General features: G+C 74.7%; 20 protein-coding genes and 1 pseudogene. 6 read left to right on the top strand and 15 right to left on the bottom strand.

Going from position 1 to position 22,794, the window contains the following annotated elements; genetic code table 11:
- Positions 1 to 59: 59 nt before the first annotated feature.
- On the bottom strand, positions 60 to 683 hold the full coding sequence (locus ACGFQ9_RS21865; protein WP_393575776.1) for a LysE/ArgO family amino acid transporter: 624 nt from the start codon (positions 681 to 683) through the stop codon (positions 60 to 62).
- 95 nt (positions 684 to 778) lie between these two features.
- Between ACGFQ9_RS21865 and ACGFQ9_RS21860 the strand changes: the two genes are divergently transcribed.
- Positions 779 to 1,681 (top strand): LysR family transcriptional regulator ArgP, encoded by a 903-nt coding sequence (locus ACGFQ9_RS21860; RefSeq protein ID WP_393575774.1) that lies wholly within the window; start codon positions 779 to 781, stop codon positions 1,679 to 1,681.
- Here ACGFQ9_RS21860 and ACGFQ9_RS21855 read toward each other — a convergent pair.
- The 7 genes from ACGFQ9_RS21855 to ACGFQ9_RS21825 form a co-directional block, all read right to left on the bottom strand.
- Entirely contained in the window at positions 1,670 to 1,996 is a 327-nt protein-coding gene (locus ACGFQ9_RS21855) for a TcmI family type II polyketide cyclase (RefSeq protein ID WP_393575773.1), read from the bottom strand. The genes ACGFQ9_RS21860 and ACGFQ9_RS21855 overlap by 12 nt on opposite strands.
- Before the next feature lie 13 nt (positions 1,997 to 2,009).
- Positions 2,010 to 2,456: an SRPBCC family protein gene (locus tag ACGFQ9_RS21850; protein WP_393575772.1), complete on the bottom strand. Its 447-nt coding sequence runs from the start codon at positions 2,454 to 2,456 to the stop codon at positions 2,010 to 2,012.
- Positions 2,457 to 2,458: 2 nt separating this feature from the next.
- Positions 2,459 to 2,716 (bottom strand): acyl carrier protein, encoded by a 258-nt coding sequence (locus ACGFQ9_RS21845; RefSeq protein WP_365105103.1) that lies wholly within the window; start codon positions 2,714 to 2,716, stop codon positions 2,459 to 2,461.
- 14 nt (positions 2,717 to 2,730) lie between these two features.
- Positions 2,731 to 4,011: a beta-ketoacyl synthase N-terminal-like domain-containing protein gene (locus tag ACGFQ9_RS21840; RefSeq protein WP_393575770.1), complete on the bottom strand. Its 1,281-nt coding sequence runs from the start codon at positions 4,009 to 4,011 to the stop codon at positions 2,731 to 2,733.
- Entirely contained in the window at positions 4,008 to 5,291 is a 1,284-nt protein-coding gene (locus ACGFQ9_RS21835; RefSeq protein ID WP_393575769.1) for a beta-ketoacyl-[acyl-carrier-protein] synthase family protein, read from the bottom strand. Before ACGFQ9_RS21835 ends, ACGFQ9_RS21840 begins: the two co-directional genes overlap by 4 nt.
- Positions 5,288 to 5,752 carry a cupin domain-containing protein gene (locus ACGFQ9_RS21830; RefSeq protein WP_393575767.1) on the bottom strand — a complete coding sequence of 155 codons (465 nt, stop codon included), beginning with the start codon at positions 5,750 to 5,752 and terminating at the stop codon, positions 5,288 to 5,290. Before ACGFQ9_RS21830 ends, ACGFQ9_RS21835 begins: the two co-directional genes overlap by 4 nt.
- 150 nt (positions 5,753 to 5,902) lie before the next feature.
- A complete protein-coding gene (locus ACGFQ9_RS21825) occupies positions 5,903 to 7,021 on the bottom strand; it encodes a SchA/CurD-like domain-containing protein (protein WP_393575766.1) in 1,119 nt (372 codons plus the stop codon).
- A 283-nt stretch (positions 7,022 to 7,304) separates the two neighbouring features.
- On the opposite strand from ACGFQ9_RS21825, the gene ACGFQ9_RS21820 reads away from it, so the two are divergent.
- Entirely contained in the window at positions 7,305 to 8,963 is a 1,659-nt protein-coding gene (locus ACGFQ9_RS21820) for an FAD-dependent oxidoreductase (RefSeq protein ID WP_393575765.1), read from the top strand.
- Positions 8,964 to 9,026: 63 nt separating this feature from the next.
- Here the strand turns inward: ACGFQ9_RS21820 and ACGFQ9_RS21815 are convergent, their stop codons facing one another.
- Complete coding sequence (locus ACGFQ9_RS21815; protein ID WP_393575764.1) at positions 9,027 to 9,251, bottom strand: acyl-CoA carboxylase subunit epsilon; 225 nt, start codon at positions 9,249 to 9,251, stop codon at positions 9,027 to 9,029.
- Between the two features lie 371 nt (positions 9,252 to 9,622).
- Between ACGFQ9_RS21815 and ACGFQ9_RS21810 the strand changes: the two are divergent.
- Positions 9,623 to 11,427: pseudogene (locus ACGFQ9_RS21810) on the top strand (ABC transporter ATP-binding protein).
- A gap of 141 nt (positions 11,428 to 11,568) precedes the next feature.
- Here the strand turns inward: ACGFQ9_RS21810 and ACGFQ9_RS21805 are convergent.
- From ACGFQ9_RS21805 to ACGFQ9_RS21780, 6 genes are all read right to left on the bottom strand, one after another.
- Positions 11,569 to 12,396, bottom strand: coding sequence for a class I SAM-dependent methyltransferase (locus ACGFQ9_RS21805; protein ID WP_393575763.1), 828 nt, complete (start codon positions 12,394 to 12,396; stop codon positions 11,569 to 11,571).
- Positions 12,397 to 12,467: 71 nt separating this feature from the next.
- A complete protein-coding gene (locus ACGFQ9_RS21800) occupies positions 12,468 to 13,040 on the bottom strand; it encodes a GNAT family N-acetyltransferase (protein ID WP_393575761.1) in 573 nt (190 codons plus the stop codon).
- A 200-nt stretch (positions 13,041 to 13,240) separates the two neighbouring features.
- Complete coding sequence (gene galK, locus ACGFQ9_RS21795; RefSeq protein WP_393575998.1) at positions 13,241 to 14,383, bottom strand: galactokinase; 1,143 nt, start codon at positions 14,381 to 14,383, stop codon at positions 13,241 to 13,243.
- Positions 14,384 to 14,400: 17 nt separating this feature from the next.
- Entirely contained in the window at positions 14,401 to 15,432 is a 1,032-nt protein-coding gene (galT, locus tag ACGFQ9_RS21790) for a galactose-1-phosphate uridylyltransferase (RefSeq protein ID WP_393575759.1), read from the bottom strand.
- A gap of 110 nt (positions 15,433 to 15,542) precedes the next feature.
- Positions 15,543 to 15,842: a hypothetical protein gene (locus ACGFQ9_RS21785; RefSeq protein WP_393575757.1), complete on the bottom strand. Its 300-nt coding sequence runs from the start codon at positions 15,840 to 15,842 to the stop codon at positions 15,543 to 15,545.
- A 192-nt stretch (positions 15,843 to 16,034) separates the two neighbouring features.
- Positions 16,035 to 16,238, bottom strand: a complete 204-nt coding sequence (locus ACGFQ9_RS21780) for a DUF2191 domain-containing protein (RefSeq protein WP_393575755.1) — start codon at positions 16,236 to 16,238, stop codon at positions 16,035 to 16,037.
- A gap of 162 nt (positions 16,239 to 16,400) precedes the next feature.
- Here ACGFQ9_RS21780 and ACGFQ9_RS21775 point away from each other — a divergent pair, with 162 nt between their 5' ends.
- The 3 genes from ACGFQ9_RS21775 to ACGFQ9_RS21765 all read left to right on the top strand — a co-directional run bounded on the left by ACGFQ9_RS21775 (position 16,401) and on the right by ACGFQ9_RS21765 (position 22,720).
- Entirely contained in the window at positions 16,401 to 18,275 is a 1,875-nt protein-coding gene (locus tag ACGFQ9_RS21775; RefSeq protein WP_393575753.1) for an RNA ligase family protein, read from the top strand.
- Positions 18,275 to 21,283 carry a poly(A) polymerase gene (locus ACGFQ9_RS21770; RefSeq protein ID WP_393575751.1) on the top strand — a complete coding sequence of 1,003 codons (3,009 nt, stop codon included), beginning with the start codon at positions 18,275 to 18,277 and terminating at the stop codon, positions 21,281 to 21,283. Before ACGFQ9_RS21775 ends, ACGFQ9_RS21770 begins: the two co-directional genes overlap by 1 nt.
- Before the next feature lie 630 nt (positions 21,284 to 21,913).
- Positions 21,914 to 22,720, top strand: coding sequence for a hypothetical protein (locus ACGFQ9_RS21765; RefSeq protein WP_393575749.1), 807 nt, complete (start codon positions 21,914 to 21,916; stop codon positions 22,718 to 22,720).
- The last annotated feature ends 74 nt before the right edge of the window (positions 22,721 to 22,794 follow it).

Below are 22,794 nucleotides of genomic sequence, written 5' to 3'. Positions count from 1 at the left end.
TGCGGCCCGCCCCATAGTCCTCCATAGCACCACGGACATCGCGTTCAGGCGAGGGGGAATCAGCTTCCGGCGAGGAGCAGACCCCCCATGGTGAGCATGGTCGCGGCCACCAGACCGTCCAGGACGCGCCAGGCCCGGGGCGTGGACAGCAGCCCGCGCAGCAGCCGGGCACCGTAGCCGAGGCCGGTGAACCAGGTGAGGCTGGCCAGGGCGGCGCCGATGCCGAAGGCCCAGCGCAGGTCGCCGCGGTCGGTGGCCAGGGAGCCCACGAGGAGCACGGTGTCGAGGTACACGTGCGGGTTGAGCCAGGTCATCGCCAGGCAGGTGAGGACGGCGGCGCGGGCGGAGCCGGCGGTCCGTCCGTCGGCCGAGAGGGCGGCGTCGGGGTCGGGGCGCAGCACCCGGCGGGCGGCGAGGATGCCGTAGCCGACGAGGAAGAGCCCGCCGGCGATGCCGACGGCGGTGATGGCGGCCGGCCAGGCCGTGACCACGGCTCCGACGCCGGCCACGCCGAGGGCGATGAGCAGGGCGTCGGAGAGGGCGCAGATGGCGACGACGGCGAGCACGGCGTGCCGGCGGACGCCCTGGCGCAGGACGAAGGCGTTCTGCGCGCCGATGGCGACGATGAGGGAGAGTCCGGTGCCGAAGCCGGCGAGGGCGGCTGTGAGGGTTGCGCTGCTCATGGCTCCGACCGTACGGACCGGTCGATCATGCGTACAGCTAAAGATTCTTACGCATCCTTAGCTGGGCTTCAGATTGGGCTAGTCTCGGAGCTGTGATGGACGAGCTGCCCCTGGAACACGTACGGACGCTCCTCGCGGTGGTGGACGAGGGCACCTTCGAGGCCGCGGCGGCGGCGCTGCACGTGACGCCCTCGGCGGTGAGCCAGCGTGTGAAGGCACTGGAGCAGCGCACCGGTCGGGTGCTGCTGATGCGCACCAAGCCGGTGCGGCCCACCGGGTCGGGTCAGGTGGTGGTGCGGTTCGCGCGGCAGCTGGCCCGGCTGGAGCGGGACGCCCGGGCCGAGCTGGGCATCGGTGACGGCCTGGGTCCGGCGCGGCTGCCGATCGCGGTGAACGCGGATTCGCTGGCGACCTGGTTCCTGCCCGCCCTGACCCGGGTGCCGCAGGATCCCCCGGTCTGTGTCGAGCTGCACCGGGAGGACGAGAGCCGCACCACGATGCTGCTGCGGGAGGGGCAGGTGATGGCCGCGGTCACCTCTTCCCCGGACCCGGTCGCGGGCTGCTCGGTACGGCGGCTCGGCCTGGCCCGCTACCTGCCGGTGGCCGCCCCCGCCTTCGCGCGGCGGTATCTGGGCGGGCCGCTGGAGCGGGACCTGCCGCGGGCTCCGGTGATCGTCTTCGACCGGAGCGACGACCTGCAGGACGCCTTCACCCGCACGCTGACGGACGGGCGTACGGGAGCCGGGCCGGTACGCCACCACGTGCCGGCCTCGGAGGGGTACCGGGACGCGGTCGCCGCCGGGCTCGGCTGGGGGCTGGTCCCGGAACCGCAGGCGCTGCCACTGCTCGGGTCCGGCGCACTGGTGGAGCTGGCGCCGGACCGTCCGCTGGACGTCGCCCTCTACTGGCAGCAGTGGAAGCTGCACTCCCCCGCGCTGTCCGCGGTCGCCGCGGCGGTGGTCGCGGAAGCGGCGGAGGCGCTGCGGTCAGCGCCCTGACTGCCAGCTGTAGAACTGGCGGGCCATCGCGTCCTTCGGACTCCGCCAGGTCTGCGGGTCGTAGGGGCGCACGAAGGCGGAGAGCTGTTCGCTGATGTCCTGGAACAGCGGGTGCTTCGCCGCCTTGGCGACCTCGGGACCCGGCGGGTGCGGGGTCTCGAACAGGTGCAGGTAGACGTCGCCGAACTGGAACAGGGAGCGGCGGGTGACCCCGACGATGTGCGGGAGTTCACCGGCGTCGGACTCGGCGAACACGCGGGCGATGTCGTCCGCCGAGTCCGGCTGCATCCGGGCGATGATGAGGGCTTGGTGCATCGGGGCGGCCTCCTCAGACTCGCGCTTCGATCTTCTTCCGGATGAGTTCCATCTGGATCTTCGAGTTGGCGTTGATGCGGTCGGTCATCCCCGCGTCGTCGAGGGGAGCGGTGGGCTTCATGGCGAACTCCTGCCGCCAGCGCATCTTCGTGCCGCCGGGCACCGGGGTGTACTCCCAGTGGATGTTCATGAACTCGAACGGTCCGGTCTCCACCCGGCGGGCCCTGACCTGGAGTTCGTCGCGGTTGACGGTGCGTTCGGAGACCCAGCTCCACACCACGCCGTTCTCGTCGGGGTGCATGGCCAGCCGGAAGCGCGTGGTGTCGCCCTCCTCGGCGAGGATCTCGATGGAGGCGTACTCGCTGAACAGATCGGGCCAGGTGGGCAGGTCGTTGGTGACGTCCCAGACCAGGTCCAGGGGCGCGGCGATCTTGATTTCGTTGTCGGTGCGGCCGGGCATGTTCAGGCTCCCGTCACGAGGCAGTCGTTGACCAGGTCCAGGAAGGCCCGGGGGGTCTTGCAGTGCTCCACCTCGATGGGGAGCGGGTGGCCGTGGCGCTTCTCCAGCTCGGCGACGATGCCGAGCAGGCCGAGCGAGTCGAGGCCGTAGTCGGCGAACTCGGCGTCGGGCCGGTCCGCCAGGACGGCGGGTTCGACGCTGACGCCGGCGCTGCGCTTCATCAGCGCGCTGAGCTCTTCGACGGTGAGTCGGTCGGACATGGTGGTTGCTCCTTCTAGCGTGAGGGGCGGGCGGGGGTGCGCAGGACGAGGGCCGAGTTGGACCCCATCAGGCCGCGGCTGAGGACCAGTGCGGTCCGGGGCCGGGAGGCCAGCGCGGTGCCGGTGACCAGGTTCAGTTCGTGGCACACGTCGAAGACGTTCGGTGTGGGCGGTACCAGCCCGTGTTCCAGGGCCAGTGCGGCGGCGGCCACGTCGAGGGCGGCGCTGCCGCAGTAGGCGCGGCCGGTGCCGGTCTTGGGGGCGGTCACCGGCACGGTGCGGCCGTGCGCGGTGCCGAGGGCGTCGGCGAGGGCGAGGGCCTCGGCGCGGTCCGCCTCGGGGACGCCGAGGGCGTCCGCGAAGACCACGTCGATCTCCTCCGGGGCGCAGCCGGCCTGGCGGAGCGCTCCGGTGATGGCCCGGGCCAGTCCCTCCCGGGAGCGTTCCCACTGTCCGGCGCCGGTGAAGGTGGCGGCGTGGCCGGCGACCTCGGCGCGGATCGGGGCGCCCCGGGCGGCGGCCCTTTCGAGGTCCTCCACGATGAGTACGGCGCCGCCCTCGGCGGGGGCGAAACCGCAGGCGGAGGCGGTGAACGGGCGGTAGGCGCGCTCCGGGTCGGGGTTCGTGCTCAGCTCGGGGTAGCCGAGCTGGCAGACCATCGAGTACGGGGCGAGGGGTGCCTCGGCGGACCCGACCAGCACGGCGGAGGTGCCGCGCCGGATGATGCGGGCGGCCTGGGAGAAGGCGTCGAGGCCGCCGGGCTCGTCGCTGGCCACCACCTGGCAGGGGCCGCGGAAGCCGCCCCGGATGGAGATCTGGCCGCTGGTGGCGGCGTAGAACCAGGCGATGGACTGGTAGGGGCCGACGTACGTGGGTCCCTGGCCCCACAGCTGCTGGAGTTCGCGCTGGCCGAACTCGCCGCCGCCGGAGCCGGAGGCCGTGATCACGCCGATGGAGAAGGAGTCGTCCTCGTAGTCGGCGCGGCCGAGCAGGGCCTGTTCGAGGGCCATGTCGGCGGCGGCCAGCGAGAAGTGGGTGAAGCGGTCGGTCTGCACCAGGTAGCGCTCTTCGATCAGGCCGTGCGGGTCAAAGTCCCTGACCTCTCCGGCCACCCGCAGGGGCAGGTGTTCGCAGCCCTTGCGGGTGATCCGGTCGAGTACGCAGGCACCGGCCTGGGTGGCCTTCCAGAAGGCGTTCATGCCCACGCCGTTGGGGGCGACGACGCCGATGCCGGTGATGACCGCGGTGCGGCCGGGGGCGGTCCCCGCGGCGGGAGGAGCCGGTTCCGGGCTCATGCCGTCCTCACCTTCGTCCGGGTTTCGGGGGGCTTCGACATGACGACCGCGGACTGGAACCCGCCGAAGCCGCTGCCCACCGACAGGACGGTGTTCAGCTTCCGCTCGCGGGCGGTGACCGGGACGTAGTCGAGGTCGCACTCCTCGTCGGGGTGCTCGTAGTTGGCGGTCGGCGGCACCACCTGGTGGGTGAGCGCCAGCACGCAGGCCACCAGCTCGATGGCTCCGATGGCGCCCAGCGAGTGGCCGACCATGGACTTGATGGAGCTCATCGGGGTCCGGTAGGCGTGCGGGCCCAGGACCCGCTTGACGGCGGCGGTCTCGTGCCGGTCGTTCTGCTTGGTGCCGGAGCCGTGCGCGTTGACGTAGTCCACCTCGGTGGGGGCGAGGCGGGCGTGGTCGAGGGCGGTGGAGATGGCGCGTGCCATCTCGATGCCCTCCTTGGTGAGCCCGGTCATGTGGTGGGCGTTGCCGAAGGTGGCGTAGCCGCCGATCACGCAGTGCACGGTGGCGCCGCGGGCCCGGGCGTGCTCGAGTTCCTCCAGCACCAGGACTGCGCTGCCCTCGCCGAGTACGAAGCCGTCGCGGCGGGCGTCGAACGGCCGGGAGGCGTGCTCCGGGTCGTCGTTGTTCGCCGAGGTCGCCTTGATCGCGTCGAAGCAGGCCACGGTGATGGGTGAGATCGGCGAGTCGGAGGCGCCGGCCACGCACACGTCCATCAGGCCCTCCTCGATGGAGTGGCAGGCGTAGCCGATGGCGTCGAGGCCGGAGGTGCAGCCCGTGGAGACCGTCTGCACCGGGCCGCGGGCGCCGACGTCCTCGGCGACCGTGGCCGCGAGGGTGGCCGGGGTGAACGCCCGGTGCAGGTCGGGGCGGGCGGGGTGGTGGTCCACGTCCCACCAGGCGCCCTTGCCGCTGACGAGGGTGTAGTCGGACTCCAGGCGGGTGGTTCCGCCGACCGCGCTGCCCAGGGAGACACCGGTGCGCCACGGGTCGGCCGCGGCGAGGTCCAGCCCGCTGTCGCGGACCGCCTCGCGGGCGGCGACCAGGGCGAACTGGATGTAGCGGTCGCAGCGCGCGACCGTGTCGGCGTCGAGGCCGTGTGCGGCGGGGTCGAAGTCCACCTCGGCGGCGATCCGCGAGCGGAATCCGGCGGGGTCGAACAGGGTGATGCCGCGCGTCGCCGTACGGCCGTGGGACAGCAGGTCCCAGAAGGCCGGGGCGCCGATCCCGCCGGGGGCGACCACGCCGATGCCGGTGACGGCCACCCGCCGGGTCACGACACTGCCTCGGACGGGGCCGGGGCCGGTGTGTGGGCCGGTGCGTGCGCCGGGGCCGGGTGCCCCGCTCCCGCGGGGTTGGTCTCGGTGTCGACGTGGCCGAGCTCGGGGCGGGGGGCGAGCGGGCCGAGATGGAAGACCATGCGGACCTCCTCGGATCCGGTGTTGCGGAACCGGTGGCGGACGTTCATCGGTACGAGGAGGCCCTGGTTCGGGCGCATCTCGTGGGTGACTCCGTCCAGGTCGACCTCGACGCGGCCGGCCACCAGGAAGACGAACTCCTCGGAGTACGGGTGGTAGTGCTCGGCGATCCACTCGCCGGGCTCCATGAGCGCGAGGCCCATGAAGCCGCTGGTGGCACCGCATGAGGTCGGGGTGAGCACGGCGCGCAGATCACCGCCCCGCCTGCGGTTGGGCTGAGTCTCGCTGAGGTCCACGATGCGTGGGGCGTGCGTGGTCATGACTGCGTTCCTCCTGGCGGGGCGGGTTGGGGGCGGGGGCGGTTCGGGGACGGTTCGGGGACGGTTCGGGGGTTGCGGCCGGTCCGGACGCCCGGGTCGGGCGTCCGGCCTCCGGCGTCCGGGACAGGCCTCCGGGGCGGGCCTTCGGGTTCAGGCCTCCGGGGCGGAGGACCGGTCGGTGACCAGGCGCATGCCGGAGCGGACGAGCAGGTGCGCGGGCTGCTGTGCGGTGGCCGGCGGCCGGTAGGCCGTGCCGTCGAGCAGCCGGTCGAGCACCGCGTTCTTGCGGGGACCCTGGATGCCGAGGACCGCGACGGGGTCCTCACCGAGCGGGCCGCGCACGTCGATCAGGCGTACGACGATGTCGTCGCGCTGGAAGACGGTGCTGCTGACCACCGGTCCGGTGGTGTCACCGGCCGCGGCCTCGGCCTGCCGGGCGAGGAACTTGGCCAGCAGCGTGCCGCGCCCTGGCCTGGCCCGGTAGTACACGGCGTGCCGCTCCACCTCTCCGGGGCGGACGCGGGCGGCGTCGCCGTGCGCGGCCACGTGGTGCACGGCCGGCATGGCGGCCCGCGTGAAGAACACCCGCGCGGATTCCGGGTCGTCGAGGTCGCGGTCCACTTCCAGGTACGGGTTGATGGCCTCCTCGACGGCCCGGACCTCGGGCTGCCGCGCCACGTGCCGCAGGGCCTTGGTGAGGTCGCCCTTGACCTCGACGGTGCGCACGACCCGGTTGCCGTGCATGAAGAGGGTGGTCCGGCACAGCCGGGTGGTGTCGTCGACCTTCGCGGACGGCGGGTCGTACTCGGCGAGCAGCTGGGCGACGGCCTCCTCGCTGCCGGGGCGCACGGTGAAGGTCAGCGCGTGCCGGACCAGGTCGTCACCGAGCCGCGGGGCCTTCTGGACCGCGCCGCCGGTCACCTTCTCGCCGGTCTCCCGCAGCACGTTGAAGCGCATCGAGGAGGTGGTGCGGATGCAGGCGCTCAACGGCCGGATCTGGTCGATGTGCGCCTCGCTGTTGACCCAGTCGAGGAACTGCGGGGCGCTCGCCCACTCGCTGGTGATGAGCCATTGGGAGGGATTCTCGAACGACTGGCACAGCTGGTCGTTGAGGTGGCCCGGGGTCGCGGCAACATGGTGGCGGATCTGCTCGTAGGCGTCCAGGAACCGCTTCTGGGTGCCCTCGTGCAGGTCGACCAGCATGACGACCCGGAGCCGGGACCCGTCGAAGGCCGACTGCGAGACGCGATCCGGCAGGGTGATGGTCATCTTGCACGCTCCCTTGTGCTGACAACGGCCGCGCTCGGCGCGGGCCTCGTGTCCTCGGGCTGTCGGAGTCGGTGGGACCGGGGCGGGCGTCCGGCCCGTGGTTCCGGCGGCAGGCCGGCCCGTCGTCCGGGCACGGGCGCTGCTCCTCCTCAAGACAGATCGTTGCCGCAGCCTCCACGGAACGCGACACATGCAGATCAAGCGGGTGAATTACCGCCAGAAGCGGCCGGTCAGCGGGCATAGAAAGCTGCGTCATCCCCCGCGGGAAGGAGCCGAGCAGGCCATGGAAGAGAAGTACGACGTCGAAGTGCCGGTACTGGTGGTGGGCGGCTCCCTGGTGGGGCTGTCCACCTCGCTGTTCCTGAGCCGGCACGGGATCAGACATCTGCTGGTCGAGAAGCACGCCGGCGTGTCCCCGCACCCGCGCGGCCGCGGCATCAACGCCCGGACCATGGAGCTGTTCCGGGTGGCCGGCGCGGAGCCGCACGTCCGCCGGGCGGCGGCGGTGCTGGAGGAGAACAAGGGGCTGATCCAGGCCACCTCGCTGACCGAGGGCGAACCCCGGTGGCTGGTGGAGAACACCGACCCGGGCGGCGCGCTGGCCAGGTTCAGCCCCACCCGGTGGTGTCTGTGCAGCCAGAACAACATCGAGCCGGTGCTGGCGGAGCTCAGCCGGGCGGCGGGCTCCGACGTGCGCTTCTCCACCGAGCTGATCTCGTTCGACCAGGACCCCGAGGGCATCGACGCGGTGGTCAAGGACCGCGACAGCGGCGCGCACATCCGGGTGCGGGCCCAGTACCTGGTCGCCGCGGACGGGCCGCGCAGCCCGGTCCGTGAGCAGCTGGGCATCGCGCAGACCGGCAACGGGGACCTGTTCCACAACGTGAGCGTGACCTTCCGGTCCCGCGGGCTGCCCGAGGTGCTGGGCGATCTGCGGTTCATCGTCTGCTACCTGGTCAAGCCGGGTGCGGACGGGGCGCTGCTGCCGGTGGACAACGCCGAGAACTGGGTGTTCCACGCCCCGTGGCACCCCGAGGTCGGCGAGACCATGGAGGACTTCACCGACGAGCGCTGCGTCGACCACATCCGGCGCGCCATCGGGAAGCCCGACCTGGACGTGGAGATCGGCGGGAAGGCCGCGTGGCACGCCGCCGAACGGGTGGCGGACCGGTACTCGTCCGGCCGCGTGTTCCTGGTGGGCGACGCCGTGCACGAGATGTCGCCGACCGGGGCGTTCGGCTCCAACACCGGTATCCAGGACGCCCACAACCTGGCGTGGAAGCTCGCTGCGGTGCTGGCGGGCGAGGCCGGACCGGGCCTGCTCGACACCTACGGGGAGGAGCGGCGCCCGGTGGCGCTGGCCACCAGCGAGCGGGCCTCGGCGCGTTCGGTGGAGCACGACCACCCGGGCTACTCCCCACTGCCCGGCGCGCCCGGGGTGCCCGGCGGGCCGAGCGCCAAGGCCGGCAAGGACAGCCGGATGCTGCCGACCGCCATGGCGTACTGCTACCCGCGGGGCGCGCTGATCGGCGGCGACCCGGAACGGGAGATCATCCCGCCCGGGATGCTGCTCGACGGGTCGCCGGGCACCCGGGCCCCGCACCTGTGGCTGGACGGGCCGGACGGCCGGATGTCCACCCTGGACCTCTACGAGCGCTCGTTCACGCTGGTGAGTTCCCCGGGCACGCCGTGGCGGGCCGCGGCCGAGCGGGTGGCCGGGCGGATGTCCGTACGGCTGGCGGGGCGCACCCTGGGCCAGGGCCCGGACGCGGAGCTCCGGACGCAGGACGGCGCCGACTGGGCGGCCGCACACGGGGTACGGGCCGACGGGGCGGTGCTGGTGCGGCCGGACGGGTACGTGGCGTGGCGGTCCGAGGGCCCGGTGGCGGACCCGGAGGCCGAGCTGTCCTCGGTGCTGGAGCGGGTGCTGCGGCGCGGCTGACCGCCGGGGCGCACCCCCTCCGCGCCCGTGGTGCGCGGGCCGGGTCGCGGGGTACCGCCGCCGTCAGCGGCAGGCCCAGCACCCGGCCCAGCAGGCCGAATGCGTGACGCCCGGCCGCCGTACGGAACGGTGGCCGGGCGTCGTGCCGTGCTGCTCGGCGTGCAGGGCGAGGGCACGGCGGCCCGCCGCGCAGGCGGTCAGCACGGCGGTTATCGCGGCGAGTTCCTCGGGTTCGGCGTGGCCGCGCTCTATCCGCAGCAGGGCGGTGCCCGGAAGGTCGTTTCGCATCGGCTCGGCTCCTCGTACGGAGTGCCGTCGGGCCCTGCCCGACGGCAAGACAGCCCCCAAGCCCCCCTCCCGCGGCGGTCCGGCGGCTGGGCCGCGGACGCCGGGTGGCGTACGACGACGCTACAAGCCGGTCTTCGGCGTGTCGTGCGGGAACGGCCCGCGCGGGCGCGTCCGTTCGTGTCACCGGCGGTACGCCGCACGGGGCGTCGGGCGGGGCGGTCGGGGGGCCCGCTGGGCCGGGCGGGTGACGGGGGGCTCCGGGTGACAGCGGACAGCGGACAGCGGACAGCGGACAGCGGACGGGTACGGCAGGTGACAAACCCTCTCCGCTGCCGCAGCCCGCCCGCCGGGTTCCTCGCATGCTGGCCGGCATGGACTATGCAGAGGCGGAGAAGGAAGCCGCGCGGAAACTGCCCGCGGCGCAGAACTGGAAGGCGCTGTACCGGCATTTCCGGCCGCACCGGTGGACCGTCGCGCTGGGCGCGCTGTTCTCGCTGATCGGCGCGGCGAGCGGGCTGGCGCAGCCCCTGGCCGCGAAGGCCCTGGTGGACCGGCTGGGCCGCGGGGACTCGGTGGCCGGCCTTCTGGTGCTGCTCACGGCCCTGGTGGTGCTGGCCACGGTGATCGACGCGCTCGGCGCGTACGTGCTGGAACGGACCGGCGAGTCGGTGGTCCTGGCGGCGCGGCGGAGCCTGGTGGGGCGTCTGATGCGGCTGCGGCTGACGGAGGTGGAGCGTCCCGGCCCGGTGATCTCATGTCCCGCGTCACCTCCGACACCACGCTGCTGCGTGCCGTGACCACCAAGTCGGTGGTGTCCGCCGCGACCGGCGGCGTCACCTTCCTGGCGACGGTGGCCCTGATGGCGGCCATGGACCTGGTGCTGCTCGGTGTCACCCTCGGGGTGATCGTGCTGGTCGGCGGGGCCACCGGCGTGGTGTACCCGAAGATCGCGAAGGCCTCGGAACGGGCGCAGGAGGCCGTCGGCGAGATCTCGACGGTGCTGGAGCGGGCGTTCGGCGCCTACCGGACCATCAAGGCGTCCGGCGCCGAGGCCCGGGAGACCGCCCGGGTGGAGGCGGCGGCCGAGGACGCATGGCGGCACGGCGTGACCTCCGCCAAGTGGCAGGCGGTCGCCGGGCCTTCGATCGGCCTGTCGGTCCAGGTGTCGTTCCTCGCGGTGCTGGGCATCGGCGGGGCCCGGGTCGCCTCGGGGACGATCTCGGTGTCCACCCTGGTCGCCTTCCTGCTGTTCCTCTTCTACCTGATCGAACCGATCTCCAAGCTGGCCGACGCCGCCTCGCAGTACCAGGTGGGGTCGGCCGCGCTGGCCCGCATCGTGGAGGCCGAGGCTCTGGAGACGGAGCCGGTCGGCGGCCCGGCTCCGCAGGCGCCGGACGTGGGACGGCGCGTCCCGGCCGCCGTGGCCTTCCGGGACGTGCGCTTCGGGTACGGGCCGGACCTGCCGCCCGTGCACCACGGGGTCAGCTTCGAGGTGCCGGGGGCCGGCATGACCGCCTTCGTCGGCCCGTCCGGCGCGGGCAAGACCACCGTCTTCGGACTGCTCGAGCGGTTCTACGAGGCCACCGGCGGCCAGGTGCTCATCGACGGCCGGGACGTCCGGGACTGGCCGCTGGCCGAGCTGCGGGCCGCCATCGGCTACGTGGAGCAGGACGCCCCGGTACTGGCCGGCACGCTGCGGGAGAACCTGCTGATGGGCGCTCCGCAGGCCACCGCGGAGGAGATCGCGGACGTGCTGCGGCGGTCGCGGCTGGACGGCCTGGTCGACCGGCTTCCGGACGGGCTGGACAGTCTGGTCGGGCACCGCGGGTCCACGCTGTCGGGCGGTGAGCGCCAGCGGGTGGCGATCGCCCGGGCGCTGCTGCGCAAGCCCCGGCTGCTGCTGCTCGACGAGGCCACCTCGCAGCTCGACGCCGTCAACGAGCTGGCGCTGCGCGACGTGGTGGCGGAGGCGGCCCGGGACACCACCGTGCTGGTGGTGGCGCACCGGCTGTCCACGGTGACCCTGGCCGACCGGATCGTGGTGATGGAGGCCGGGCGGGTCCGGGCCACCGGGACCCACGAGGAGCTGGTGGCGGGCGACCCGCTGTACGGGGAGCTGGCCGCGACCCAGTTCCTGGCCGCGGCGGAGGACCGTCCTGCGGTGCTGTCCGCGTAGCGGCGCCCGCGGGCCGCCCACGGCGGGGCTCCGCGGCCCTCCCCCGGTGCGGGGGCGGACCGCGGACCCGGCGGCCACCGCGAAATCGGTCAGGACCGCTCGATGAACCCGCTCTCGGTGGTCTTGTCGACCGGACAGACCCTAGAGCACGCGTGCTGTGAACAGCAGGTACTCCCAGTCCATGGCTCCGTTGCTCATGAACCGCTCCGCGAGGGCGTCGAGCTCCCGGTCGAGGGACTCGGTCCTGGCCGGGTCGTCCGCGTTGGCCTTGTAGACGGCGATGGTGGGGCCGTAGCAGTTCTTGAAGAACTCGCGGAACTCCAGCGGGCGGTCGAACCGGTCGACCCGGACGGTCCGGGTGCGGGCCTCCACATCGGCGACCTTGTCGCCGAACAGCGCCCGTACGTGCGCCTCGTCGCCCCACAGCGGCGGCGGCTGCGCCCCGGGCGGCGGCGGGGGTGCGAACGGCTTCATGGCGCTGAACATCTGCCCGATGAACCCCTGGGGGGTCCAGTTGACCAGGCCGATCCGGCCGCCGGACCGGCAGACCCGGACCAGTTCGTCGGCGGTGGCCTGGTGGTGCGGGGCGAACATCACGCCCACGCAGGACATCACGGTGTCGAAGTCGCCGTCGGCGTAGGGCAGCGCTTCGGCGTCCGCTTCCTCCCACTCCAGGTCCAGCCCCTGTTCCCCGGCGAGCTGACGGCCCACGTCCAGCAGTTCGGGGGTGAGGTCGGAGGCGACGACATGGGCTCCGGCCTTCGCCGCGGGGATGGCCGCGTTGCCGGAGCCGGCCGCGACGTCGAGCACCCGCTGACCGCTGGTCACCCCGCAGGCGCGGGTCAGCACCTCGCCCAGTTCGGGGATGAGCCGCGACGCCACCGCCGGGTAGTCGCCCAGCGCCCACATCTGCCGGTGCCTGGTCTTCAGAGCGCGGTCAGCAGCGGCCGCGTCGCTCGCCTCGGTCATGCTTCCGAGCATGCACCGGGGGTCCCCGGCGCGCGCGCCCAGGCCCACCCGCGGGTGAACACGACCGCTCCTCAGACCCGGGGGCCCCACTCGGGCTCGAGCGCACTCCATTCACGGTCGAGGATCGCGTGGACCACCGAGTCCCTCCAGACCCCGCCCTTGTGGATGTGCTCACGGATCCGGCCCTCCTCGGTCATCCCCGCGCGGGCCATGGTCCGGGCCGAGGCCTCGTTCCGGGGGGACCGGGCGCCCCAGACGCGGTGCAGGCCGAGCTCCTCGAAGCCGAGCCCGAGCAGCAGCCGTACGGTCTCCAGGCCGTAGCCCCTCCCCCAGGAGTCGGGGCGGAGCGCGAAGCCGAACGTGGCGGCCCGGGTCTGGTGCGGGTCGGCGGCGAGCCGGCCGAAGCCGACCAGCGGGCCGCCGGAGCGCTCCGCGACCGCGACGGCGTACTCGGTGCGGGGGACGGCGGCGGAGGAGGCGACGGACCGGGCTACGATCTGCTCGACCTCGTCCCGGGTGCGCGGCTCGAAGGACAGGTGCTCGGTCGCCTCCGGGCTGCCGTACACCGCCAGTACGGCGTCCACGTCGGCGGTGCCGACCTCACGGAGCTCCAGGCGCGGACCCTGGCGATGGACCGGATGCATGGCCCGGCACTCTACCGCCGGTCAGGACCGGACGGACCCGGGTTGACGGCTTCGGCCTTGAAGAAGGCGTAGTGGAATATGCCGCCGGGGGCCGCCGTGCGGTGCAGCGCGGCAAGGCCTCGGTCCCAGACTCGGAGTTCCGCGGCGAGGACCCGGCGGGCGGGCCTGGGCCATGTCGAGTTGCAGGAAGTCGCTTCCGGTCACCCGCCCATGGTCAGCCGGCCCGCGCCTCGGGAGGGTACCGCTTCGAGTACGGCCGGGGGGTGGTGGCCGGCGCGGTGGAAGGCTTCGGTGACGGCGCCGGCGATCGCGCGTGCCTCTCGGTCCCGGGCCAGCACGATCACCGAACCGCCGAAGCCGGCGCCGGTCATCCGCGCGCCGAGCGCGCCCGCGGCGACCGCGGTGTCCACCACCAGGTCGGTCTCGGCGCAGGACACCCCGTAGTCGTCGCGGAGCGAGGCGTGGCCGGCGGTGAGCAGCGGGCCGAGTCCCTCGGTGTCCTCCGCCTCCAGATGGTCGACGGCACGGGTGACGCGTTCGTTCTCGGTGACCACGTGCCGGACCAGCGGGGCCAGATCGGCCGGCAGGCCGGCCAGCGCGGGGCCCAGGTCGGCCGGGGCCAGGTCGCGGAGGGCCGGCACGCCCAGGAGGGTGGCCGCGCGTTCGCAGCCGGCGCGCAGGGCGGCGTACGCGCCGTCGCCGAGGTCGTGCTTGACCCGGGTGTCGACGACCAGCAGCCGCAGGCCGTCCGCGGCCAGGCCGAAGGGGATCCGCCGGTGGGCCAGGGTGCGGCAGTCCAGGTGCAGGGCGGTGGCCTCGGCGCTGCAGACGGAGGCCATCTGGTCCATGATCCCGCACGGTACGCCGGCGAAGGCGTGCTCGGCCCGCTGGGCGGTCCGGGCCAGTTCGGGGCCGGGCAGTCCCAGCCCGTACAGGTCGTCGTACGCCACGGCGACCGCGCACTCCAGGGCGGCGGAGGAGGACAGTCCGGCGCCGGTGGGAACGGTGCTGTCGATGTGCAGGTCGGCGCCGCCCACGTCGTGGCCGGCCTCGGCCAGCGCCCAGACCACCCCGGCGGGGTAGCGGACCCAGCCGGTGGCGGTACCGGGTGCGAGGCCGGCGAGCGGGAGTTCGGTGACCTTGCCGTCGCCCTGGGCACTGTGCAGCCGCAGCAGGCCGTCGGTGCGGCGGCGGGCGGCGACCAGGGTGGCCTGGGGCAGGGCCATCGGCAGGCAGAACCCGTCGTTGTAGTCGGTGTGTTCGCCGATCAGGTTGACCCGGCCGGGGGCGGACCAGACGCCCTCCGGGGCGGTGCCGTAGAGCCGGCGGAAGGCGGCTTCCATGAGGGGGGCCGGGGCGTTCACCGGACCTCCCGCAGCCGGCGGGCGGCCTCTTCGGGGGCCACGTCGTTCATGAAGGCCTCCATGCCGGATTCGGTGCCCGCCAGGTACTTGAGCCTGCCGGGGGCCCGCCGCACCGTGAACAGCTCCAGGTGCAGGGCGAGTTCCGCGCCGCCACGGGCGGGGGCCTGGTGCCAGGCGGAGACGTACGGGGTGGGGTCGGGGAGGCCGAAGAGCCGGTCGAAGCGGCGCAGCAGGTCGAGGTAGAGGGCGGGGAACTCGTCCCGTTCGGCCTCGCCGAGCCGGGTCAGGTCGGTCACGCGGCGGTTCGGGTACAGGTGGACCTCGTAGGGCCAGCGGGCGGCGTACGGGACGAAGGCCGTCCAGTGCTCGCCGGCCAGGACCAGGCGTTCGGTGGCGGTGCGGGCGCGGGCCAGCAGGTCCTCGAACAGGTTGCGGCCGGTGGCGGAGCGGTGCGCGGCCGCGGCGGCGGTCATCTTGGCGGTGCGCGGGGTGGTGAAGGGGAGGGCGTAGACCTGGCCGTGCGGGTGCGGGAGGGTGACCCCGATCTCGGCGCCGCGGTTCTCGAAGCAGTACACCTGCTCGATGCCGGGGAGGGCGGACAGTTCGGCGGTGCGGTCGGTCCAGGCATCGAGGACGAGCCGGGCCCGGGCCGGGGTGAGATCGGCGAATCCGGCGTCGTGCTCGGGCGTGAAGCAGACGACCTCGCAGCGGCCGGCCCCGCCCGCGAGGGAGGGGAATCGGTTCTCGAACACCGCGACCTCGTAGTCGGCGGCGGGGATCTCGCCGGTGTGGCCCTCCCGGGCGGGGCAGAGCGGGCACGCGTCGGCGGGCGGGAGGTGGGTGCGGGTCTGGCGGTGGGCGGCGATGGTGACCCAGTCGCCGGTCGCCTCGTCGCGGCGGAGCTCGGGGCGGCTCTCGACGGGGGTGAGCGGGCGCGGGTCGGGCACGTCGCGCACGGCGCTGCTCTCGTCGGCGTCGTAGTAGATCAGCTCACGACCGTCGGCGAGTTTCGTGATGCTCTTCTTCACCCGCCAAGAGTAAGCGCGCCCGGCCCGGGCGGGCCCGGCCGCCCGGCCGGGCGGGGCCGATGGCAGCGGCCTTGCCGCGCGGCAAGGCCGCTGCCGGCCGGCTCGAGGACCTAGCCGGCGCCGGTGACGCCGGCGGCCACGAAGCGCCTGTGCAGGGGCAGGAAGTCGCTCGCCGGCGCACCGGAGATGCCGGCCTTCTCCACGGCGGGCGCGAGCCGTTCGGCGAAGAAGCTCTCGAAGTCCTCCCGGCGGTTCCAGACGTCCGTCACGCGCAGGGCCCCGCCCTCGAACCATGCCACGTGCAGCACCAGTCCGGGCGGCACCTGCTCCTCCCAGCGCGCCTGTTCGCGCACCGCTTCGTACTGCTCGGGGGTCACCCCGGCCCAGGTCAGTGACAGCACTGCAGCCATCGTCTTCCCGTCTCTCGCAGGCCTCGCTCAAGGTCCGGTTCCCGGACCTCTCCATCCTCCTGGCCCGGCCGTTGGAGCACAGCCACGCGGAGAGGGTGTGCGGCAGCGCGGAGGGGATCGCGGCCACGCCGTGCGCGCCGCGCGCCCGGGGGGTCCGGGCAGGACTTGCTGCCGACCCGCCGGACCGCACACCTAGCCCTGTTCCGGGTTCGGCGGCGGAGGGGTGGCGTGGTGGTGGCGGTGGTCCTTGACTTCGATGCGGGCCTCCGTGCGGTGGGCGCGCTCGATGTAGTCGCGGACGACCACCTCCACCACGTCCTGGGGCGAGCCCACACCCGCGAGCACCATCACCTCCACCACCAGCTCGGCGTCCAGGCTGATGCTGACCTTGGCCATGACTCCCCCTTCGGCGCGGCTGCTCCTGACGCGACTGTAGTCGGCGCGAGCGCCGTGGACCGGTGCGGGCCCGCCGGACCCGCGGTTAATGGGTGGCTCCGCCCCGTTCCCGATTCCTAGAGTGGCCCGACACCCATCGGCGCCGGAACAGAGCAGGTCATCATGCGTACGCACTATCCCCGGACGCCGCATCTGCCGTGGTCGCCGGGGGCGTCGTCGGATGATGTCCGGGCCGGGGACCTGTCCGGCTTCGCCGGGCGCGAGGTCGTGGTCACCGAGAAGCTCGACGGGGAGAACACCACCCTCTACGCGGACGGGCTGCACGCCCGGTCGCTGGACTCCGGGCACCATCCGTCGCGGGCCTGGGTGAAGGGCCTGCAGGGCCGGATCGGCGACCGCATCCCGGCGGGCTGGCGGGTGTGCGGGGAGAACATGTACGCCCGGCACTCCCTCGCCTACGAGCAACTCGACAGCTGGTTCTACGGGTTCTCGGTGTGGGACGGCACCGGCCGGTGCCTCGACTGGGACGCGACCGTGCGATTCCTGCGGGCGCTCGGGGTGCCGGTGCCGCGGGTGCTGTGGCGCGGGGTGTTCGACGAACGGGTGCTGCGCAGGCTCCGGCTGAACACGGCCCGGCAGGAGGGGTACGTCGTCCGGACCGTCGAGGGCTTCGGGCAGGGCGACTTCGGCCGGCGGGTGGCCAAGTGGGTGCGGACCGGGCACGTGCGGACGGACACGCACTGGATGCACGCCGCCGTGGTCGAGAACGGGCTGGGTCCGGCCGCCGCACTGTGGGCCGTCCGGTCCGGGGCCGAGCCCGACCCGGTCGCGCTCTCGGCTGCGGTGGGGCTCGACGGCCGGGACCCGGTCGAGCGCGACGCGGTCGACCGCGACTCGGTGGTGCGCGACGCGGCCGGCCGGCTCGATCTGCTCGGGCGGACCGGGGACGACCGGCTGGCCGGCGTACTGGCGGCCGCGCTGCACGACCGGCCACGCGGCACCCTCGCGGCCGCGCTGGCCGGGCCGCTCGGCCTGCCACTGGCCCGCCGGGTGGCCGACCTGGTCGGGCTGTACCCGCTCCCGCAGCGGCCCTTCGCCGACGAGGAGCGCCGGGGCGGGCTGCTGCGGCTGTCCGCCGCCGCCGATCTCGGTGTGCTGCACGCGGTGTCCGGCGCCGTACTGGCCGGGGCACCGGGCGGGGACCCCGATACGGTCGCCGCGCGCGAGCGGCTCGACTGGTCTGCCCTGTACGCGGAGGACGAGGGACTGCTGGACGGGCCTCCGCTGGAGCCGTTGCGGGCCGGGCTGCGCGAGGCACTGGCGGACCTGGCCCTCCGGGACCCCGACGCGGCCGACCGGTGCTGGGCCGAGGCCCGGGAGGCGTGCGCCCGGGGCGGGGTCCGGACCGTCGGGGAGGCGGTCGCGGCGACCTGGCGTTGGCGGGACGGGGCATTCCCGCGGCTGTTCCAGCTGGTCGGCCCCTCGGGCAGCGGCAAGAGCACGGTGGCGCGCGGCCTGCCCGGCGTCGACGCGTACGTCTCCCTGGACGACCTGCGTTCGGCGCGCGGCGACCGCGCCGACCAGCGGGCCAACGCGGAGGTGCTGCGGGCCGGTCTGGACCGGCTGGACAGCGCCCTGGCCCGCGGGGGCACAGTGGTGTGGGACGCCACCTCGCTGACCGAGCAGCAGCGCGGCCTGGTGCTCGGGGTGGCGCGGCGCCGGGACGCCCTGGTCACCCAGGTCGTGATGGTGGTGGACGAGGAAGAACTGGTACTGCGCAACGGCGTCCGGCCGCATCCGGTGCCGCCGGAGGTGCTGGCGGGACAGCTGCGCCGGTTCAGCCCGCCGTATCCGGGGCGGGCGCACCGCACCTGGTACGCCGGCCCGGACGGCCGGATCGGGGACCGGGCCGGTGGACTGGCCGACCCGGCGGGACCGGGACCGGGACCGGACTCGGGACCGGCCGGAGGGGACGGACAGGACACGGAGCCCTGGGCACACGACGGCACACGGCACGATCGGGGCGTGAGGAACTGATGCGTACCAGCGAGGAGATCTACCACCAGGTGCGCTGGGACCCGCGCTTCGATGCGGCGCGGTTCGTCCTGGGCCTGCACCAGCGCGGTGCCGGGCCCAAGCGGGTTCCGCTCCCCTCGTTCGTGCCGGGCGGCGAGATCCCCTGGCACCGGGTGCTGTTCGTGGAGGCCGACGGGCAGCTGGTGTGGGACCGGGCCAGCGGCCTGGACGTGGTCGGCCGGTCGGACGCCGGGCGGGTGCGGGAGCCGCTGCGGCTGCCCGCTCCGTTCTTCACGGCGCGCACCCCCCACGCCTGGGACCCGGCGGCCGGACGGTGGGCCCCGGCGCCGGCGCCACGTGCCTCATCCGCCGGCTCGCTGCGGGTGCTGACCTGGAACACCCTGTGGGACCGGTACGACGCCGACCGGATCGACACCGCGGTGCGTCGGCCCCGGCTGCTGGCCGCCCTGGCTGCGGCCGACGCGGACGTCCTCGCACTGCAGGAGGTGGAACCGGCCCTGCTGGAGATGCTGCTGGCCGCGGACTGGGTCCGCGCGGGATACACGCTCGGCACCCACCCGGCCGGCGCGGACGTGGCCGACAGCGGGGTGCTGCTGCTCAGCCGGCTCCCGGTGAAGGAGGCCGGCGGGCACGTGCTGGGCCCGCACAAGGCCGTCGCCGCGATCGCGGTGGAGACCGGCGCCGGGCCGGTGGTGGTGGCCGCGGCCCACCTCAGCAGCGACCACTCGGAGGACGGGGCGGGACGGCGGGCCGCCGAACTGGCCCGGCTGGCCGAGGGGCTGGGCGCGGTCGACACGGAACTCGTGCTCCTGGGCGACTTCAACGACGGCCGGGAAGGCCCCGAGGGGCCGGCGGGGCGGCTGGGCCTGCGGGACGCCTGGACGGAGGCACACGGTGCGGACGACCGCACGCCGACCTTCGACCCGGCGGTGAACCCGCTCGCCGCGGTGTCCTCGCTGAGCGGCCGGTCGGCCCGGCTCGACCGGATCCTGCTGCGGGGCGCCGCGCGGGTGGCGGGCGCCGGGCTGCTGGGCGAGGTACCGGGGCGGGACGGCCTGTTCGTCTCGGACCACTACGGGGTGCGCGCGGACCTGATGCTCGACGGGCCGGGCACGGGACCCGTTGCCGGGGCAGAGGGCCGGGAAGTCCCGGACGCACTCGCTGTTCTGGACGTGCCCGGGACGGCGCGGACGGCTCTCGCCTGGCTTCCCCCGGCCGGGCTGTGGCCCGCGGTCCAGGAACTGCGCCGGGCGTACGACCCGCAGGTCGACCGCTGGCCGCCGCACGTCAACCTGCTCTTCGGCTTCGTACCGGAAGCGGAGTTCGACCGGGCGGTGCCGCTGGTCGCCGAGGCGGCCGTGGCGACGGACGGGTTCCCGGTGCGGTGGGGCGGGGTGCACACCTTCGGGCACCGCGAGGACGCGACGGTCTGGCTCGACCCCACCGGTGCCGGCGAGGCTCCGTGGCAGGAACTGCGGGCGGCCCTGGCGGCCCGCTTCCCCCGTTGCCGGGGCCAGGCCGTGGGCTTCACCCCGCACCTGTCGCTGGGCCGTACGCCGGACTGGCAGCGGGTCGCCGCCGAGTGCGGGGAGCGGCTGGCGGCGCTGCCCCCGACCCGGGCCGGGGAACTGGTCCTGCTGTCGCGGCGCGGAACCGAGCCGATGCGCGTGCGCGCCACGGTCGCCCTGGGCACGGGCGCCGTCCGCTGGGCGCGGGAGGCCGGGGCGGCCGTCCCGGATCCTGCCGTTCCGGATCTGGCCGTTCTGGATCTGGCCGTTCTGGATCTGGCCGTTCCAGGACGGGGCGTTCCGGAACCGGCTGTTCTGGATCCGGCCGGGCCCGGGGAGGCGGAGGCCCTGGTCGTGGACACCGTGACCGCCCGGGTCGCGGCGGCGCTCGGCGCGGGGACCGTGGAAGTGGCCGGATCCCGGCGGATGGGGTGCTCGCTGCCCGGCGCCGACCTGGACCTGGTGGCGGCGGTGCCCGGTGCAGCGGACGACGGCATGACGGAGGCACGGATCGCCGCCGCGCTGCCGGAGGCGGACCGGTTGCGACGGGTGCAGGGCGCCCGGGTGCCGGGGCTGCGCTTCGCCGTGGGCGGACTGGCCGTCGACCTGGTGCTGGTCGGCACCGGAGCGGTGGATCCGGCCCGGGCGGTCGCGGACCGGGCATCGCTGGGCGAGGCGGCGGCGGTCGCGCTCAGCGCGCTCTCGGACGCGGATGCCGTCCGGGCGGCGGTGGCCGGCCGGGCACCCTCCTTCGAGCACCTGGCCCGCCGGGTCAAGGGCTGGGCGCGGGTCCGCGGCCTGGATTCGGCTCCGCACGGCGGCCTTCCGGGACTGGCCTGGTCGGTCCTCGCGGCCCGTACGGTGCTGGAGGCGGACCCGGCGGCGGACGGCGAGGGCCTGCTGCGGGAGTTCTTCGCCCGCTGGGCCGCCTGGGACTGGCGCCGGCCGGTGGCCCTCACCGGCACGCCCGGGGCGGCGTACCCCGACGCGCCGGTGACGGTGCTCACCCCCACCGCCCCGGTCCGCAGCTGCACCACTCAGGTGGGCCCCGGCTTCCGGGACCTGCTGGTGCAGGAGCTGTACCAGGCCTGGGAGGCGCTGGAGGGCGATGGGGATGCCGGTGCGGGTGCGGATGCGGGTGCCGGTGCCGGCGGCTCCGGCGCACTCTGGGCACCGCCGCCGTTGCACCGGCGGCACGCGGCCTGGGCCGTGGTGTCCGTACGGGGGCACAGCCCGGCGGAGTTCGACGACCTGCTGGGGCGGGTGCGGGGGCGGACCCGGGCCCTGCTGACCGCCCTCGAGGAGGCGGGCGTGCCCGACGCGCACGCGTGGCCGCGGCCGTTCCGGAGCGGCCCGGTCTCGGCCCGCTTCGCGATCGGGCTGGGCCGCACGCCGCCGATGGAGGCCGACCTCACCGCCCTCGCCCTGGCCTGGGCCCGCGACTTGCGCGGCGTGGAGGTCACCCGCGTCGCCGGCGGCGACCTCCCGTCCCTCCCGTAGCGCCGACCGCCACGGCCGTGCGCGCGGGTCGGCCGCGATGTGCCGGACAGCCGCACCCCGCCGCCGCGTGCATGCCGGCCACTCCCCTGACCGCGATGCGCGGGGCAGCCACACCCCGCGCCGCGTGCATGCCGGCCACTCCCTCGGCCGTGGTGGGCGGGGCGGCCGCACCCCGCGCCGTGTGGGCAGGCGTGCCGCAGGGCGGCACGGGTGGGCACACGGCACACCGGCCCGCGCCGGTCGCGCAGCGTGTGCCCGCACCCCGGCCCGGCTTCGGGGTCGGGCCCCGCTCCGGCGGAGCTCCGCTCCGGGGCGGTGCCGGGGGCGGAGCCCCGCCCGGGCCCGGGGCAGCGGCTGCGGCCGAGCCCGGCCATCGCTTCGGTGGGGCGCGAGCGTTGCCTGCGGAGCGGCGTTCCGGTGTGCCCACCCGTTCCGCCCTGCGGAACGCCTGCCCACACCTCCGGCAGAGCCGCGCCCACACCCCCGGCAGGGTGGGCAAAGCCCCGCGGAACGCCCGCCCAGACCTCGGCCGAGGCGCACCCGCGCCCCGGCGGGACGGGGCAGAGCCCCGCAGAGCGCCCGCCCAGACCTCGGCGGAGGCGTCGCCGGACCGGGTGGCAGGATGGGCGTATGCCCGGCATCGGTGAACTCTGGTCCCCCGCGGCCTCCGCGGAAGCGGACTGGCTCGGCGGACTCGGCGACGACGACGGCATCCCCGGTTTCCCCGTGCCCGGCCGCCCTGACGCCGCCTGGGTGCTGCACGACATGTACGAGAGCGAGATCGGCCCCGGTGTCGTCTCGCACGACGAACTGCTGCGCGCCGACATCGCCGCCGGGGACATCGAGATCCCGCTCGGCGTCGGCGGCGTGGACTTCAGCCGGCTCCCGCACGGCGTCGCCACCGGCGCCCGGCTCGGGCGGGCCGAGCGGCCCGGGCCCGGCTGGCGGCGGCTGCGCTGGTCCGAGCTGGCCGCCCGGACCGGCGGGCCCGTCGTCGTGGAGGGCATGCCGCCCTCGCACCGCAGCGCGCCCGACGCCGCCCTCGACGACGGCAGCTGGCCGGCCGGCATCCGGCCGCCCACCGAGGGCGGGCTGGACCGGCCGACCTGGGACCGCCTGGTGGACCTGCTCACGGCGCACAGCCGGGACGGCGCGGACACCCGCTGCTTCGCCTACTTCTGCCCGTTCCTGACCCAGCAGTGGGAGGACATCCGCGCCCACTGCGTGGTCACCGGCCGGCTGGGCGACGCCCGCGCCCTGTACGACTACCCGGGCGTGCTCGGCACCCCGTCCAACGTCTGGCCGGCCGACCGGTCCTGGGTCACCTACACCGACTGGGACCTGTGGGGCACCAAGGTCGCCGGGCCGCCCGCGCTGGTCGCCGCCCTCCTCTCGGACCCCTCGATCGAGGCCGTGCGGCTGCCCTGGGACGCCTGACCGTTCACGGACCCGCCGTAAGCCGGGCAAACCCGGGCTGATATTCCTGGTGGGGTGACCGGAGACATCGCGGC

The sequence above is a fragment of the Streptomyces sp. NPDC048603 genome (genome assembly GCF_043199475.1).
GTDB lineage: Bacteria > Actinomycetota > Actinomycetes > Streptomycetales > Streptomycetaceae > Streptomyces.
Note: the sequence above shows the minus strand (reverse complement) of the source record. Positions and strands in the feature narration are given on the sequence as shown.

Bases quoted from the DNA above. Each gene is read 5' to 3' on its own strand.
- ACGFQ9_RS21805 (WP_393575763.1), bottom strand. From the start codon at position 12,396: ATGACCGAGGCGAGCGACGCGGCCGCTGCTGACCGCGCTCTGAAGACC.
- ACGFQ9_RS21825 (WP_393575766.1), bottom strand. From the start codon at position 7,021: ATGACCATCACCCTGCCGGATCGCGTCTCGCAGTCGGCCTTCGACGGG.
- ACGFQ9_RS21845 (WP_365105103.1), bottom strand. From the start codon at position 2,716: ATGTCCGACCGACTCACCGTCGAAGAGCTCAGCGCGCTGATGAAGCGC.
- ACGFQ9_RS21765 (WP_393575749.1), top strand. From the start codon at position 21,914: ATGCCCGGCATCGGTGAACTCTGGTCCCCCGCGGCCTCCGCGGAAGCG.
- ACGFQ9_RS21830 (WP_393575767.1), bottom strand. From the start codon at position 5,752: ATGACCACGCACGCCCCACGCATCGTGGACCTCAGCGAGACTCAGCCC.
- ACGFQ9_RS21865 (WP_393575776.1), bottom strand. From the start codon at position 683: ATGAGCAGCGCAACCCTCACAGCCGCCCTCGCCGGCTTCGGCACCGGA.
- ACGFQ9_RS21820 (WP_393575765.1), top strand. From the start codon at position 7,305: ATGGAAGAGAAGTACGACGTCGAAGTGCCGGTACTGGTGGTGGGCGGC.
- ACGFQ9_RS21770 (WP_393575751.1), top strand. From the start codon at position 18,275: ATGCGTACCAGCGAGGAGATCTACCACCAGGTGCGCTGGGACCCGCGC.
- ACGFQ9_RS21840 (WP_393575770.1), bottom strand. From the start codon at position 4,011: ATGAGCCCGGAACCGGCTCCTCCCGCCGCGGGGACCGCCCCCGGCCGC.
- ACGFQ9_RS21850 (WP_393575772.1), bottom strand. From the start codon at position 2,456: ATGCCCGGCCGCACCGACAACGAAATCAAGATCGCCGCGCCCCTGGAC.
- ACGFQ9_RS21855 (WP_393575773.1), bottom strand. From the start codon at position 1,996: ATGCACCAAGCCCTCATCATCGCCCGGATGCAGCCGGACTCGGCGGAC.
- ACGFQ9_RS21785 (WP_393575757.1), bottom strand. From the start codon at position 15,842: ATGGCTGCAGTGCTGTCACTGACCTGGGCCGGGGTGACCCCCGAGCAG.
- ACGFQ9_RS21815 (WP_393575764.1), bottom strand. From the start codon at position 9,251: ATGCGAAACGACCTTCCGGGCACCGCCCTGCTGCGGATAGAGCGCGGC.
- ACGFQ9_RS21780 (WP_393575755.1), bottom strand. From the start codon at position 16,238: ATGGCCAAGGTCAGCATCAGCCTGGACGCCGAGCTGGTGGTGGAGGTG.
- ACGFQ9_RS21775 (WP_393575753.1), top strand. From the start codon at position 16,401: ATGCGTACGCACTATCCCCGGACGCCGCATCTGCCGTGGTCGCCGGGG.
- ACGFQ9_RS21800 (WP_393575761.1), bottom strand. From the start codon at position 13,040: ATGCATCCGGTCCATCGCCAGGGTCCGCGCCTGGAGCTCCGTGAGGTC.
- ACGFQ9_RS21860 (WP_393575774.1), top strand. From the start codon at position 779: ATGGACGAGCTGCCCCTGGAACACGTACGGACGCTCCTCGCGGTGGTG.
- galK (WP_393575998.1), bottom strand. From the start codon at position 14,383: ATGGAAGCCGCCTTCCGCCGGCTCTACGGCACCGCCCCGGAGGGCGTC.